The following is a 15,531-nucleotide window of genomic DNA, read 5'->3' as shown; positions in this document are numbered from 1 at the left end:
TAAATGTTTTGGAATAAAGAGAGTAATAGAATTTGACTATAACTATTTTTGAAAGCTTAATCCCTTACTTCTTCTTTCTCGGATTCCCTTACCCTATTAAAATAAAAATGTCTTATTCAGAACCCGGTTTATTAATAAAAAGAAATATCTATCTTTGCCACTAAAGAAAAAAGGATATGAATACTCCCTCAAATATGCTGGCATTAGGAACAAAAGCTCCGTTTTTTGAACTTCCTAACCCATCAAAAACGAATGAACTTCAGTCTTTGGAAGAGCTGAAAGGAGAAAAAGGAACATTGGTAATCTTTATGTGCAACCATTGCCCGTTTGTTCTTCACGTGATCGATAAGATCAACGAATTGTATGAAGATTATAACGAGCGAGGAATTGAATTTATCGCTATCAATTCCAATAATATTGAAAAATATCCGGCAGATTCTCCGGAAAAAATGATCGAATTTCAGATTGAAAGAGGATTTGACTTCCCTTATTTATTCGATGAAAGCCAGGCGGTAGCTAGAGCTTACGAGGCTGCATGTACACCGGACTTTTATTTCTTTGATGATAAACTTGATCTTGTATACAGAGGTCAGATGGATGATTCAAGACCTGGAAATAATAAAGATGTAACAGGTGAAGACCTTATTATTGCATTTGAAAATCTTTTGGCTGGGGAAGCTCAGGAAGAGATTCAAAGACCTAGCATGGGATGCAATATTAAATGGAAATAAGTAATGATCAGTTGCTAATTATTTAGCGGCTGATTCTTTCTCATTATAATACAAAGCTGCTCTTTTTAGAGTGGCTTTTTTATTTTAGAACTTTTTTGAAGCTTAAAACACACTATTAAAAACTCACTTTGGTTTTAATTTCTTTCTCAACCTTCAAATCCACATTGACTTTATTGTGGGAGTGATTCTTTATAAACTCTGAAGGTGTTTTCCCGGTATATTTTTTAAACATCCTGTTGAAGTACGTCACATTATTGAAACCGCATTGATAGCTGCATTCTGAAATAGACCTGTCCTGTACCATCAGCAGACATGCCTTATTGATCCTATATCGGTTTACAAACTCTGTGAAAGTAATCTGGGTCGCTTTTTTAAAGAAATTACAGAAAGCCGGTAAAGTGAGATTGGCTAATTTCGCTACCTCTTCAATGTCAATTTCCTTATCATAATGATGCTCTACATAAGTGAAAATGTTTTCCAGACGGGTTTTATTTTTTGAAATAATGGTATAAGGCATGATTTCGTTATTTAAGAGATCATAATCCTGACATTTTGAAAGTTCAAAAAGAATTTCCAGCAGCAGCAAATATCTTTTATAGCCTTCCGATTCCAATATCAGTTTCAATTTGGGAAGCATTACTTTTTTTACTTTATGATGAAAATGAATCCCATATTTTGAAAGCTCCAACAGATTTTTGATAGAGCTGGCTTCCACTTCCTGTTGGGGAAACTGAAGAATTTCTTCTTTGAACTGAAGGACAATCTCCTCATGCGGATCAATAGAGTTGAGCCCAAATCCGGAGTGGGGAATATTGGACCCAATTAAAACCAGGTCTCCATTCGTATAATTACTTTTATGGTAGCCTACGTGACGGGTTCCGCTCCCGGAAATGACACAGACCAGCTCAATTTCCGGATGATAATGATATTCCCACTTGAATTCTGAAATAGGAGAGTTATTATGAATCGTACGGAATGAGCTCTTCTCATTGGGGATCACTCTTTCAAAAGTAACTTTCATTTAATTAATCATATTTATTTACTAAAAATACTAATTATATTAATATAGTTCAAATATTTGTTTACTGTGTTAAATTATCGTTAACAGAAATGCTTCTATCTTAGCCGACAAGAAATACCCTGAATGAAAAATCTTAACATCAAGGCCGTTTTATTTTTAAACTATTTTGTCTTCGCAATTCTTCTGAATTCTGTGGGAACAGTGATCCTGCAGGTACAGCAGAATTTTGGGATTTCAAAATCTTCGGCCAGCATTCTGGAAGGTTTCAAAGATCTTCCGATTGCTATATGTTCTTTCATTCTCGCATCATTTCTTCCGAAAATAGGGATTAAAAACTCCATGCTGACAGCCTTATTTCTGGTAAGCTGTATGTGTTTTGTAATGCCTTTTACGAATGAGTTCTGGGTATTCAAATTATTATTTGCTATTGTAGGAGTTTCCTTTGCATTGATAAAAATCTCAGTTTTTACCTCTATAGGACTGGTTACAGAAACTGACAAGGAACATTCCAGTTTTATGGGATTTCTGGAAGGTTTTTTTATGATCGGAGTATTGGCAGGAAATCTTTTATTCAGTCTATATATTGATGATCATAATCCGAAATCTACAGAATGGCTGAATGTATATTGGGTTCTGGGAGGACTTTCAACCTTATCTTTTCTATTTCTGTTCTTTTCAAAGCTGAATGAGCAGGAAGCTAAAAGTGAGAAAACAGACCTGTTGGGAGACCTGAGAAATAGTGTAAGCTTATTCAGTTATAAAAAAGTATTGTGCTTTTTATTGTGTGCTTTTCTTTTTGTATTGGTAGAACAAAGTTTCCAAACCTGGACTCCTACTTTTTATAAGGAGATTTTAAAAATGCCAACATCCATGAGCATTCAGGCAGGAGCAGTTTTGGCAGGAGCTTTTGCCTTGGGAAGATTTTTGTCCGGATTTTTCTCTAAAAAATTCAGCTGGATCTATGTAGTTTCTTTTTGTGTGGTAGGTTTTGCCATTAGTTTACTATTGGTTTTACCCTTGACTCATAATATTCATATTGATACAAATACAACCTGGATGAATGCGCCTTTGGCCGTGTATTTATTTCCTTTGATGGGAGGCTTGCTGGCACCCATCTATCCAAGCATTAATTCTGTAATTCTTGCTTCGATTCCCAAATATCTACACAGCGCTATGTCAGGATTGATTGTCGTTTTCTCAGCAATCGGAGGGACTATAGGTTCTATAATTACGGGGTTTGTGTTTCAGGAGTTCAGCGGGCAGCAGGCATTTTATCTTTCTCTGATTCCGCTTTCATTACTGATCACGTCTGCCATTTTCATGAATAAATTAAAAATTAATCCTAAAAAATAACAATGAGTAATCAGCTTTATATAAACGAAATTCAAAGTCTGTTTGATGAGGTACAGAGGTCTGAAATTTTTGAAGATCAGAAAATGATGACAGATGCAGTTCCCCTGTTTCCAATTGCGAAGATCAATGAGGATTATGAAAAATTAAAAAATACGGAAGATTTTGATCTGAAAGAATTTGTGATGACCCATTTTGACTTTTTGGGAGCAAGAGTTTCTGTTCACAGAGACAAGCAGCTTCCCATCGGGGAACATATTGAAAAGTTATGGGATGAACTGACGCGTACCGCTTATGAAGAAAAAGGAACACTTTTAAAATTGCCGAAACCTTATATCGTTCCGGGAGGTCGTTTTAATGAGTTTTTTTATTGGGACAGCTATTTTATTATGTTGGGATTAAAAGCTTCCGGAAGAGTAGAAATGATGGAAAACATTGTTGAAAACTGCTCTTACCTGATCCAAAATGTAGGTTTCGTCCCGAATGCGAGCAGAACTCATTTCCTGAGCAGATCGCAGCCTCCTTATTTTTCGCTGATGCTGGATCTTCTTTTTGAAACCAAAGGCGATGAAGGAATTTATATACAATACCACGAAACTCTGGAGAGAGAATATGCTTTCTGGATGAATGGCGAAGAGTCGCTTGAGAACAATTCAAGTGTAAAAAGAGTGGTCAGAACACAGGATGGAGATATCCTGAACCGTTACTATGATGCAGAGAATGCACCACGTCCTGAAAGTTATCTGATCGATATTGAAGATCACGAAAAAGCTGCAGGAGATGAATTTTACAGAAACATAAGAAGCGGCTGTGAGTCAGGCTGGGATTTTTCCAGCAGATGGTTTGCAGACGGAGAACATATACAGACGATAGAAACGCTGAATCTTGCACAGGTTGATCTGAACTGTCTTTTATGGCATTTGGAAAAGACTTTGGCAAAATCTTCAGCACTTCAAAATCTGAGTGAAAAAAACAATTATTTTTCAGAAAGAGCAGCAAGCCGAAGACAGATGATCAATAAATATTTCTGGGATGGAAATACTAACAATTATAAAGATTATCACACTAAAAAAAACACAAAAACACCGTCTGAACATATTGCTGCTCTTTACCCTTTATTCCTTGGAATTGCCGATCAGGAGCAGGCGGCGGCAGTTGCTAAGGCTATTGCTGAAAAGTTCCTTTATCAGGGAGGCTTGGTGACAACCACTAAAAACTCAGGTCAGCAGTGGGATCTTCCCAATGCATGGGCTCCTTATCAATGGCTGGGCTTTAAAGCAATGAAAAATTACGGCTTTGATGAACTGGCAGAAAAAATTAAAAAGAACTGGTGTTCCAATGTAGAAAGGGTCTACAAAAACACGGGAAAACTGATGGAAAAATACAATGCATTAGACACAGAAACAATAGCAGGCGGCGGGGAATACCCTAATCAGGACGGATTCGGTTGGACCAATGGAGTGTATTTACAATTACAACAAAACTGAAACTAACAATAAAAATAAGGCTATGAAAAAAAAATCGATCTTTTTAATCGCCGCAACAGCTACGTTATATTTTAATAATGCTTATGCCCAGGAAACTCCGCAGGATTCTGCAAAAGTTTCTTCTATCGATCAGATTGTCATTACAGGAAACTCAAATCCAAAGAAAAAAATAGAATCCAGTACGGCAATTTCTACATTTAGTGCTAAAGAAATTCAGAAACAGAACCCGATCAGTGCCGCTGCGTTACTACAGAGAGTTCCTGGATTTGCTGTGGAAACTTCAGGAGGTGAAGTAGGGAACAACCTTTTTGCAAGGGGGATCCCTTCTGCAGGTGCCTATGAATTTGTACAGGTACAGGAAGATGGTCTTCCTGTTTTTGAAGATGGAGCATTACAGTTTGCTAATGCTGATAACTTTTTCCGTGTGGATAATTCGGTAAGCCGTCTGGAAGCTTTGAGAGGAGGCTCAGGATCTATTTTTGCTACCAATTCTCCGGGAGGACTTATCAACTTTATTACCAGAGAAGGAACCAATGATTTCAGAGGAACGGCAAAAGTGGAAACAAGTACCTATGGATTGATGCGTACAGACCTTAATGTAGGCGGTGCTTTGGTTCAGGATAAATTATTCTTCAATATCGGAGGCTTTTACAGAACAGACAGCGGAATCAGAAAGACTGGCTTCAAAGCTAATGACGGAGGTCAGATCAGAATGAATCTGAAATATGTCTTTGATAAAGGCTACGTAAAAGTATATTATAAAAAATTGGACGACAGAAATACGTTCTTCCTTCCGATTCCTTTGGTTCAAAATGGAGATGACCTGAAAGGATTCCCAGGTTTTAATCCTAACTATGGAACATATAGCTACCGATCAATCAGTCAGTTAAATATTCCACAAGCCGGAGGCGGGTTTTTCAAAAGAAATCTTGAAGACGGAATTCATCCAAAAGTAGATGTATTGGGGGCTGAGTTTAAATATGATCTTGGAAACAATTTCAGTGTTTTAAATAAAACTAGATATACCAATATCAATATGAATTACACTGGGATTTTCCCTGCCGGAGCTCCATATACAGCAGCAGATTTTGCGAAACGCAGTGGAATTACCGGAAGTAATTATCAATATTCAATGGTAAGTAACGGCGGAATTGTTAATCCACAATTTGTACAGGAACTTGGATTCTGGGCTATTGACAAACAGATGAATAATTTTGTAAATGATTTACAGTTCAATTATAAATTTGATAAAGGAAACGTTACAGCTGGTTTTTATAAATCGAACTGGAAGTCTCACCAGTACTGGAACTGGAGCAATATTCTGACGACTGCAACAGACAGACCTGAATTGCTAAACCTTGTAGATACTTCTCTTACGCCTTTGGATACCGGATATTCAAAAACGTATAACGGAGTTACCAGCATGACTTTTCTACAGAGAGATACACAAACTCAGGGAAGCTTGAATGATCTTTATGTAAATCTTGATTATAATATCACCGATGCTTTAAGTGTAAATGGAGGTCTTCGTTACAGCCACGATTATTATAAAGGAAATTTTGCCAATACAACGACTGCCAATTTAAATAATTCAGGATTAACAACTGATGGAACTCACGGCTTCAACACGACAACTGCTGATGATAACATGAGCGTATTGGGAAATAAATACACGTATTGGAATTATAACATCGATAAAGTGTCTTTTACCGTAGCGGCTAATTATAAAATCAACAGAGAAAATGCCGTATATGCCCGTTTTTCTAACGGTTTCAGATCTCCAAATGAAGAAGCGTACTACAATTATTTCTCCAACCCAGCTCCTGATAAGCCGTTGAAATCTGTAACAACCAATCAGTTGGAAGTTGGATACAAATATTACTCGCGTACTTTTGATATCGCAGTGATTCCGTTCTATTCTACATTGAAGAATCTTTCTTTCACAGATATTTTCTCTAATGGAAAGTCTGAAAATACATTTGCCAATACACAAAACTACGGAGTTGAATTTGAAGGGTATGCCCGTCTGTTCAATAATATTTTAGAGATTTCATTCAACGGAACAGTTCAAAGCCCTAAATATAAAAATCTTGAAGCCGGAAGTCTTCTTGAAGGAAATGTAGTACGAAGAATGCCGAAATTTTTCTTTAATATTTCACCGGCAGTCAATATTACAAAAGCATGGAGAGCCTATGCAAGTATGAATTATTATGGAAAACGTTTCCAGGATGAGAAAAATGTACAGACGTTACCTGCTTTCACGGAATTTGGTGCAGGAATGTCTTATCAATTAGGTAAAATACGCTTTGCCGTGGATGGAACCAATATCTTTAATACCATTGGGATCACAGAAGGAGATCCAAGAGCAGGATCACCAAACGGAGATGGAACAATCATGGCAAGACCTATTATGGGAGCTGCTGCCAGAGCATCAATTACTTTAGATTTCTAAATTCTATTTCTTTATAACAACAAAACCATCAGAATTTCTGATGGTTTTGTATTTTTTATTATTACTGCCCGATAAAAAGTATAAATACATTAAAAATATCAATATTTACGGTATGAATTAGCAGGTCGTTCCTCCGAAGCTTTATTTTATGGGGACTTTATTTTTTTTTCTACTAACAGTAGATCCCGATGGGATTAAATCCAGCTCCAAGGAGAGCTAACTGTTAATAGAAAGTATTTGTTTTAAAATTATAGATCCAGAGGAGCGACCTGTTAATTATGTTTAAATTTTATCGAACAAGAATGATTATTTATATAAAGTGTCAGATCTGAGGTTGATTCAAAACATTTATATGACTCTCAAACCCTCCGACTCTTTTACTTTAAAAACGGATTATACTGTTTTTCAAAACCAATAGAGGTAGGATTTCCATGTCCTGAGAAAACCTGGGTATCATTATCTAAAATAAAAAGTTTAGATTTAATTCCTTCAATCAGCTGATCATAATTTCCTTTATAGAGATCTGTTCTTCCGATGCTGCCTTCAAAAAGCACATCCCCGGAAATCATGAACTTTTGGTTTTCATTATGATAAACCACACTTCCAGGAGAATGTCCCGGAACATGATAGATTGTAAATTTTTCACCGTCTAAATCCAGTTCATCACCTTCCTTGATATATTCTACCTCCACTTTTACAGGATCTATCTGCATTCCGAATCTTATGCCGCTCGCCTGAAGCATATCCAGTACTTCCTGATCTTCCTGATGCATATTCACAGGAACTTTGAATGTATCAAAAGCCCATTGAAGCCCGAATACATGATCGATATGAGCATGGGTAAGAAGGATTTTCTGAATGTTCAGTCCATTTTCAGTGATGAATTGATCAATAGCCTGAGTTTCCTGTCCGCTCATATTTCCCGGATCAATCAGCCAGGCATTTTTATTTTCGTTATAGATGATGTAAGTATTTTCGCTCGCAAAGTTGAATACGAAACCTTGAATCTGAAGCATATCTGAATATTTTTTATTCAAAAATACAATATTATTAAGGAAATGGCTATCTTCGTCTTAATGAAAACTTTGCGAATACTCTTACTTTCTTTAGGCGGACTGGTCTTTGGACAAAACATCCAAAGTGTTCAGTTGTTTAATCCTCAGACCAATGATGAGACCCCGGTAATTAAAATTGGAGAACAATTGGTTCTTGGTTTTGATGATCTTACAAACGGCAGTCAGATTTACAGATATACATTCAAACATTATGACAGAAACTGGAATGAAGATAATCTGTTTTTTACAGAATTTGCTACCGGAAGTATGAATGCGCTTCTGGATCAGTTTCAGTATTCTTTTAACACGCTGCAGGCTTATACCCATTATAAACTGGTTTTTCCGAACGATAAAATCCAGCTAAAGGTTTCAGGGAATTATGAACTGATTGTTTACAAAGATTCCGCAGATCAGCCTCTTTTCAAAAAAAGATTTTATCTGGTAGAAGATATGACGGCTCTGGCTTTAAATATTTCCAGAATTGCAGATGCAAAGAATCCTAATATCAACCAAAGGGTAGAGGTAAATGTTTCTCCAAAAGGAGGAGATATTTCTTCTAATGTCAATTCAATCACTATGAATGTGATGCAGAATAACAACCCGAATATGGTGATTTCCAATCAGAAGCCAAGCACCGTTTTAGGAAATCAGGTGCTTTTTCAGCAGATGAACCTTACTTTTCCCGGAGACAATGAGTTTTATTATTTCGATAATAAAAATATGAACATGGCAGCCGATATGGTACGTTCAACTGAAATAAGAGATGATGTCAACCAGACCTATCTTCATCCTGTATGGGCTTTTCCTTTAAATTATCAATATCAGCCGGATGTCAACGGAGCATGGTATTACCGAAGAAATGATTTGGGAAGAGAAAGAGATGCCGATAGAGAAGGGGATTATTCATGGGTACACTTCTATCTGGAGTCGGATCCTGTAGATAAAGAGATTTATGTTTTGGGTGGGTTTAATAATTTTAAGCCAGGCAAAGAAAATCAGATGCAGTACGATGCCGCCACTAAACAATATGTGGCTAAAATATTTCTGAAACAAGGTTTTTATAATTATGTTTTGGTAACAAAAGAAGGAAACGGTCCATTGAATTTCGGAGAGGTGAATGGTAATTTCTGGCAGACAGAAAACCTGTATCAGGCATTTCTTTATTATGCCCCTTTCGGAAGAAACTATGATGGGCTTATGGGCTATGGAGAATTCAGAACTCCAATTGCGAATAAGCGATAATGATTTGATATCAATTATTATTTAAAAAATACATTTATAAAATGGGACTATCTCTTGAGGTGGTCCTTTTTTATTGATCTTGGAGACTTATATCTTGTCAGATTTTAGTGTCTTTATTGTTTTACGTATTATAATGCACAACATAATGAAAAAATAATAATTCACAAAACTTTGATTTTTGTTAAATATATTAATATAAAATCTTTTTTATTTTAAAAATATTATTAAATAGTATTCTTTGTTTTAAAATCATCATTGTGTTTTGTTTATTGATTCATAATATCAATTGAATTTATCGCATCATATATATCATTTTGTTGTGAAAAATTTATACATTCGTTTTTACAACCAATCAATATTATTATGAAAACGAAATTTATCTTAGCTGCAAGCATTGCAGCATGCTCTTTTGTTTTTGGACAAAACACCCCCTCAAAATTAGTTCCGGGTAAAAGCGGATTACATGCAGAATTTATGCGATTCGAAAAAAGCGCACCTGCTTTTCAGGGAAGTCCTGTTTTATTTGATGAAACTTCTCAGAGACTTTTACAGGGAGAAGCGCGTAAGCTGGGATTTGAAAAGGATGCGTTGGGATTTGAAACGCATAGATTTCAGCAGACCATCAACGATATTCCCGTAGAATATGGAATGATGGCCGTACAGACCAAAGATGGTAAAATTGTAGGAGAAACAGGAAAGTGGATTCTGGATGTTTCAAAAGCAATTGACAAAAAAGCCAGCCTTTCCGAAAGCGGAGCATTACAGAGTGCTTTATCATTTGTAGGTGCAGAATCCTATAAATGGAAAAATAAGGAAGAAGAAGACTTTCTTAAAAAAGAAACGGGTGATCCAAACGCAAGCTTTGCTCCTAAAGGTGAATTAGTTTATTATTCAGATCCGGACGATGAAAGATTAAATCATGTAAGATTAGCTTATAAATTTGATATCTATGCTGAGAAGCCATTAAGCAGACAATATATTTTTGTAGATGCTAAAAATGGAAAAGTATTGGGTGTAGATGCCATTATTCATGAGGTAAATACTCCGGGAACTGCTGTTACAGGATATAGCGGAACCCGAAATATAACTGCAGATTCTTACAATGGAAGCTATAGATTAAGAGAAACGGGAAGAAATGCAGGAACTGCTGTGGAAACCTATAACTTGAAAAAAGGAACCAGCTACGCTTCTGCAGTAGACTTTACAGACACAGATAATAACTGGAATAATGTCAATACGAATAAAGATCAATATGCTACCGATGCACATTGGGGAGCAGAAATGACGGTAGATTATTTTTATACAAAATTCGGACGTAAAAGTATTGATAACAATAATTTTGCTATTAAATCGTATGTTCATTATTCGACCAATTATTTTAATGCATTTTGGGATGGTTCCAGAATGACTTACGGAGACGGAAGCTCTTCTACAAACGGAGGAAAACCATTAACAGCCATTGATGTCTGCGGTCATGAAATTACCCATGGAATGACTTCTAAAACAGCCAATCTTGCTTATCAGAGAGAATCTGGAGCCTTAAATGAGGGATTCTCAGACATTTTTGGAAATACAATTGAACGCTGGGCAAGACCCACGCAGGCAAGCTGGACATTGGGAGAAGACTTCAATTATGTGATCAGAAATATGGCAAATCCTAATGCGTACAGCCAGCCTGATACTTATTTGGGAACGTATTGGAAAGCTACCACAACTTCAGGGTGTGCCAGCCCAAGCCAGGCTAATGATTATTGCGGAGTTCATACCAATTCGGGAGTGCTTAACTTCTGGTACTATCTATTGGTAACCGGAGGATCAGGAACCAATGATAAAGGCTTTGCGTATAATGTTTCCGGGATCGGATTAGATAAGGCAGCAGCTATAGCTTACAGAACATTGACTACTTATCTTACTTCTTCTTCTACTTATGCCAATGCAAGAACCTATTCTCTTCAGGCAGCTGCAGATCTTTATGGTGCAGGTGGCAATGAAGTTATTCAGACTACCAATGCATGGAATGCAGTAGGGGTAGGTGGCGGAACTTCTCCGGCAGGAAAAGTGACTGCGGTAGAAACTCCATTGTATACTATAAGCCCAAATCCTGCGACAGATAGATTCACCATAAATTTTGAAGGAAAAGCTGGAAGAGGAATTGTAGAATTGATAAGCCTTACAGGGAAGAAAGAAATTTCTGAAAAAGTAGAGATTATTGATGGGATCAATAAACTGAATATCCAACTTCCTTCCAATATCCTTCCGGGAGTATATATTGTAATGGTAAATGGAGAAAAAGCAGGAAATCTGATTAAAAAGTAAACCAAATCTTAATATATTTCACTAAAAAGGCCACAAGAATTACTTGCGGCCTTTTGTATATTTTGACTCATGTGAATTAAACCAAATAGAAATCATTCAGTTTTTCTTCACAGAGTATTTTTACAACATCAATCCATCTGTCTTCATCATTCAGACATGGAATATAGTGGAAACTTTCACCACCACCATGCATAAACTGCTCTTTACCTTCTACAGAAATTTCTTCTAAAGTCTCAAGACAGTCAGAAACAAATGCCGGGCATACAATAGCCAGGTTTTTCACCCCATTTTTACCAATTGATTCCAAGGTTTCGTCAGTATAAGGTTCAATCCATTTATCTTTTCCTAATCTTGACTGGAAAGAAACAATTGTTTTTTCTTTAGGCAAGTTCAACTTTTCAATCACACGCTGTGTGGTTTTATAACATTGATGACGATAGCAGAACTGATGGCTTGGATTGTCATCTCTGGAACAGCAGTCATTAAGATTACAGGTTTTTGTAGGATCTGTCTTATAAATATGTCTTTCCGGAACTCCATGATAAGAAAACTGAAGGGCATCAAAATTTTCAGGAAGTTTTTCCTTAATACTTTCTGCCAGACAATTGATATAAATATCTCTGTTGTAGAAAGGCTGAATATAATTGATCTTTACCTTTGGAAACTTCTTTTTCCTTACTTCTTCTGCCTTTTCAATCACCGTTTCCGTTGTACTCATGGCATATTGAGGATATAAAGGAAAAAGAACGATTTCAGTAACCCCCTGATCTACCAGTTTCTGAATACCAGCTTCAATACTCGGTTGCGCATATCTCATTCCGATTTCTACGGGAACATCTACCAGTTTTTGAAGTTTTTTCTGAATTTTTTCAGTGATGACAATCAGTGGAGAACCTTCATCTGTCCAAACCGTTTTATAGGCTTCTGCAGATTTTGCAGGTCTTGTTTTCAGGATAATTCCCTGTACGAGAAGAGCGCGAAAGATCCAACGGTAATCAATCACTTTTTCGTCCATCAAAAATTCATCAAGATATTCCTTTACGTCGTTTACAGCAGTAGATCTCGGTGATCCGAGGTTTACCAGTAAAATTCCTTTCTTATTCAATATTCTAATTTTTAATTATGAACAGAAGTTGTAAAATCTGTTACTAATTTTGATACTTTAGCAAAGGTATTACTTTCCATTAAGCCATTGCTATCAAATTTGCCTTTTATCCCTTTTATTAATGTCTGATGTTTATCATCTGTTACAGCTCCCAGAGTTTTTAAAATTAATAACAACTCTTCGTGTCCTTTTTCTCCATTGGCCGAAGCGGTAATTACAGCCACAGGCTTTTCAGAAAAAATTGTTGTGGAAACACACCATTCCAAAAGATTTTTCAACCTGCCCGGAATACTAAAAATATATTCCGGAGTGGAGAATATAACTCCCGATGAATTTTGAATGTCTTCTCTGATTTTCAGAACTTTATCCGGAGTATTACAATCCGTTAAAGCAGTATCAAAATGGGGAAGAACAGAAAGATCTTCATACAATTGAAAATCTATAGTATTCATCTTTTCCAGGACCTGTTCTATCAGTTTCTGATTGCTGGAATTCTCTGAAGCACTTCCAATAATGACAACAACTTTTTTTTCGGGAGGCATTTCAACTGTTTTATCCGTTTACAGCCTCTACTCTTTCTACTAAATCCGGAACGAATTGCTTTAAAATATTTTCAATTCCGTTTTTCAAAGTAGCTGTAGAACTTGGGCAGCCCGAGCATGCACCCTGTAGAAGCATTTTTGCAGTTTTATTTTCCTGGTCATATTCCATCAGAGAAATTTTTCCTCCATCATTTTCCACGGCAGGAGCCACATATTCATTTAAAATGTCAGAAATTTTCTGCTCATCTTCCGTATAATCTCTGTTGATAATCTTTTCAACAGGGTTTTCATGTTTCTGAGGTTCTGCTTTTGAAATTTCACCTCCGTTTTGAAGATATTCCGCAATCAGACCACGAACAGCCATCATTACCTGGTGCCATTCTACAGAATTATTTCTTGAAACTGCTACAAAATTATCAGAAATGAAAACTTCCGTTGCAAAATCAAACTCTTTAAAAATAGCTTGTGCTAAAGGAACTTCCTCAGCTGCATCTCTGGATTTTACCTCCACGAAACCTTCCATTAGTAACTTGCTTGAAACAAACTTCATTACATTTGGATTGGGTGTCATCTCAGCATAGATCTGATACATTTCTTTTTTCTTTTGAAGATAAATTCTTGGGTTGGCCAATAATTCGTCTTCAATCACATTTTTCAGACTTTGAGCAACATGTTCCCATTCTATGGTATCTTGTTTTGCAACAGCTATAAAATTAGCCGTAATGAAAATTCTTTCCACAAACGGATAATTGAAAAGCTCCTGTGCTAAAGGAATTTCTGAAACATCTGAATTTCTGTCCAACTCCAAAGAGCCGGGGATGAGATTGTAATCAGTAACAAATTTCATCACTTTCGGGTTTTCGGTTGGTTCTATAAGTACGGTACGCATTTTTTCGTTAAATTTGAGATACAAAAATACGCATTAGAAGTTAGAAGCTGAAAATTGAGAGTTAGATTTTTGCTATCGCTATAATTTAGAAGGTAGATACTAGAAATTATAAGGCAGCAATCATCATTTTCAAATTGGCATATTTTCAAATTTTCAAATTAATATTATGGCACTTATAAAAGAACTTTTAGGAAAAGCACCACAGATTGGAGAGAATACCTTTTTAGCAGAAACGGCAACCATTATTGGTGATGTTGTAATGGGAAAAGATTGCAGCGTTTGGTATAATGCAGTAATCAGAGGCGATGTTAATTATATCAAAATGGGTGATAAGGTAAACGTTCAGGATAATGCGATGCTGCACTGTACCTACCAGAAATACCCTTTGAATATAGGAAATAATGTTTCTATCGGACATAACGCGATTGTTCATGGATGTACCATTAAAGATAATGTACTGATTGGGATGGGAGCTATTGTAATGGACGATTGTTTGGTCGAAGAAAATTCTATTGTAGGAGCAGGTTCGGTAGTCACTCAGGGAACACATATCAAATCCGGTGAAGTCTGGGGGGGAGTTCCGGCAAAAAAAATTAAAGATATCAATGCACAGTTATTAGAAGGAGAAGTGAACAGAATTGCGGATAATTATGTGAAATATTCGTCATGGTATAAAGAAAATGTAAAAGACCATCAATTGTAGTCTCTTATTGAATAATCAACTCGTTTGTCAATTTTTTACGCTTTTGAAGCAAAATTCAAAATTGGCTTTCATCCATATAAAAAGCTCCGTCCTGAGACGGAGCTTTTTTCGATTTGATAGAGAACCTTTGCAGTATTGTTAGTTAGGATCTGGTGTGATAAGTTTTATCTTTCCATTGATACATTTTAAAGAGGTTGGAGGGGTAATCATGACACAGTCAGACATAATATTATATTTTTGATTGAAAGCCTTTATTTTATCCGTATAGTCGTTGACTCTCGGTAAGAAAGTAGCTTCTATCTTTTTGGGATAAGCAATATATTGCTGAGGTCCGCCGCAGGATTTCGCCCCCATTGGAGCAAATGTCCATTCACCAGCATCTGTACACTTTTCTCCTGAGACCTCAGACTCAATAGAAGCTTTTAATTTATCGAGCTGCGCCTGATCATATTTCTGGCTATCTTCATCGGCAGGTCTATCGGCAATATCAATCGGAAGATTGGTGTTGGCATTCTTTGATGTATTGCAGGAAATCAGAGATAGTGTAGTACATAATACTATTGCAGGGAAAAGTAGTAATAATTTTTTCACAATAAACTTTATTTCTTTTTAAGAATTTTCAAAACTTATGCCAAGGT

Annotated in this window: 13 protein-coding genes; 7 read left to right on the top strand and 6 right to left on the bottom strand. The window is 36.3% G+C overall.

What is annotated here, in order from left to right:
- Positions 1-176 precede the first annotated feature (176 nt).
- Positions 177-731: a thioredoxin family protein gene (locus AC07UM_RS07970; protein ID WP_236853105.1), complete on the top strand. Its 555-nt coding sequence runs from the start codon at positions 177-179 to the stop codon at positions 729-731.
- Positions 732-846: 115 nt separating this feature from the next.
- Here AC07UM_RS07970 and AC07UM_RS07965 read toward each other — a convergent pair whose 3' ends face one another.
- A complete protein-coding gene (locus AC07UM_RS07965) occupies positions 847-1,752 on the bottom strand; it encodes an AraC family transcriptional regulator (RefSeq protein ID WP_494681980.1) in 906 nt (301 codons plus the stop codon).
- Between the two features lie 123 nt (positions 1,753-1,875).
- Here AC07UM_RS07965 and AC07UM_RS07960 point away from each other — a divergent pair, with 123 nt between their 5' ends.
- From AC07UM_RS07960 to AC07UM_RS07950, 3 genes are read left to right on the top strand one after another with little or no spacing between them, the layout of a single operon-like run.
- Positions 1,876-3,105 (top strand): MFS transporter, encoded by a 1,230-nt coding sequence (locus tag AC07UM_RS07960; RefSeq protein ID WP_494681979.1) that lies wholly within the window; start codon positions 1,876-1,878, stop codon positions 3,103-3,105.
- Positions 3,106-3,107: 2 nt separating this feature from the next.
- Positions 3,108-4,589, top strand: coding sequence for a trehalase family glycosidase (locus AC07UM_RS07955; RefSeq protein WP_494681978.1), 1,482 nt, complete (start codon positions 3,108-3,110; stop codon positions 4,587-4,589).
- Between the two features lie 22 nt (positions 4,590-4,611).
- A complete protein-coding gene (locus AC07UM_RS07950; RefSeq protein WP_494681977.1) occupies positions 4,612-7,041 on the top strand; it encodes a TonB-dependent receptor in 2,430 nt (809 codons plus the stop codon).
- Between the two features lie 377 nt (positions 7,042-7,418).
- Here AC07UM_RS07950 and AC07UM_RS07945 read toward each other — a convergent pair whose 3' ends face one another.
- A complete protein-coding gene (locus AC07UM_RS07945) occupies positions 7,419-8,057 on the bottom strand; it encodes an MBL fold metallo-hydrolase (protein ID WP_494681976.1) in 639 nt (212 codons plus the stop codon).
- A 60-nt stretch (positions 8,058-8,117) separates the two neighbouring features.
- On the opposite strand from AC07UM_RS07945, the gene AC07UM_RS07940 reads away from it, so the two are divergent.
- Both AC07UM_RS07940 and AC07UM_RS07935 read left to right on the top strand, forming a co-directional pair.
- The gene (locus AC07UM_RS07940) at positions 8,118-9,338 is read left to right on the top strand and encodes a type IX secretion system plug protein (RefSeq protein WP_494681975.1); all 1,221 of its coding nucleotides are present in this window, start codon (positions 8,118-8,120) and stop codon (positions 9,336-9,338) included.
- A gap of 363 nt (positions 9,339-9,701) precedes the next feature.
- Positions 9,702-11,654 carry a M4 family metallopeptidase gene (locus tag AC07UM_RS07935; RefSeq protein ID WP_494681974.1) on the top strand — a complete coding sequence of 651 codons (1,953 nt, stop codon included), beginning with the start codon at positions 9,702-9,704 and terminating at the stop codon, positions 11,652-11,654.
- Between the two features lie 76 nt (positions 11,655-11,730).
- On the opposite strand, the gene hemH is transcribed toward AC07UM_RS07935, so the two are convergent.
- Genes hemH through AC07UM_RS07920 form a run of 3 tightly spaced genes read right to left on the bottom strand, consistent with a single transcriptional unit; the run spans position 11,731 to position 14,190 of the window.
- On the bottom strand, positions 11,731-12,759 hold the full coding sequence (gene hemH / locus AC07UM_RS07930; RefSeq protein WP_103233474.1) for a ferrochelatase: 1,029 nt from the start codon (positions 12,757-12,759) through the stop codon (positions 11,731-11,733).
- Between the two features lie 11 nt (positions 12,760-12,770).
- Complete coding sequence (locus AC07UM_RS07925) at positions 12,771-13,301, bottom strand: NADPH-dependent FMN reductase (RefSeq protein ID WP_494681973.1); 531 nt, start codon at positions 13,299-13,301, stop codon at positions 12,771-12,773.
- A 10-nt stretch (positions 13,302-13,311) separates the two neighbouring features.
- A complete protein-coding gene (locus tag AC07UM_RS07920; protein WP_494681972.1) occupies positions 13,312-14,190 on the bottom strand; it encodes a NifU family protein in 879 nt (292 codons plus the stop codon).
- Between the two features lie 166 nt (positions 14,191-14,356).
- Between AC07UM_RS07920 and AC07UM_RS07915 the strand changes: the two genes are divergently transcribed.
- On the top strand, positions 14,357-14,893 hold the full coding sequence (locus tag AC07UM_RS07915) for a gamma carbonic anhydrase family protein (protein ID WP_103233477.1): 537 nt from the start codon (positions 14,357-14,359) through the stop codon (positions 14,891-14,893).
- Positions 14,894-15,031: 138 nt separating this feature from the next.
- Here AC07UM_RS07915 and AC07UM_RS07910 read toward each other — a convergent pair whose 3' ends face one another.
- Entirely contained in the window at positions 15,032-15,484 is a 453-nt protein-coding gene (locus AC07UM_RS07910) for a hypothetical protein (RefSeq protein WP_494681971.1), read from the bottom strand.
- Between the last annotated feature and the right edge of the window lie 47 nt (positions 15,485-15,531).

The sequence above is a fragment of the Chryseobacterium sp. GW821-FHT04C04 genome, assembly GCF_059420365.1.
Note: the sequence above shows the minus strand (reverse complement) of the source record. Positions and strands in the feature narration are given on the sequence as shown.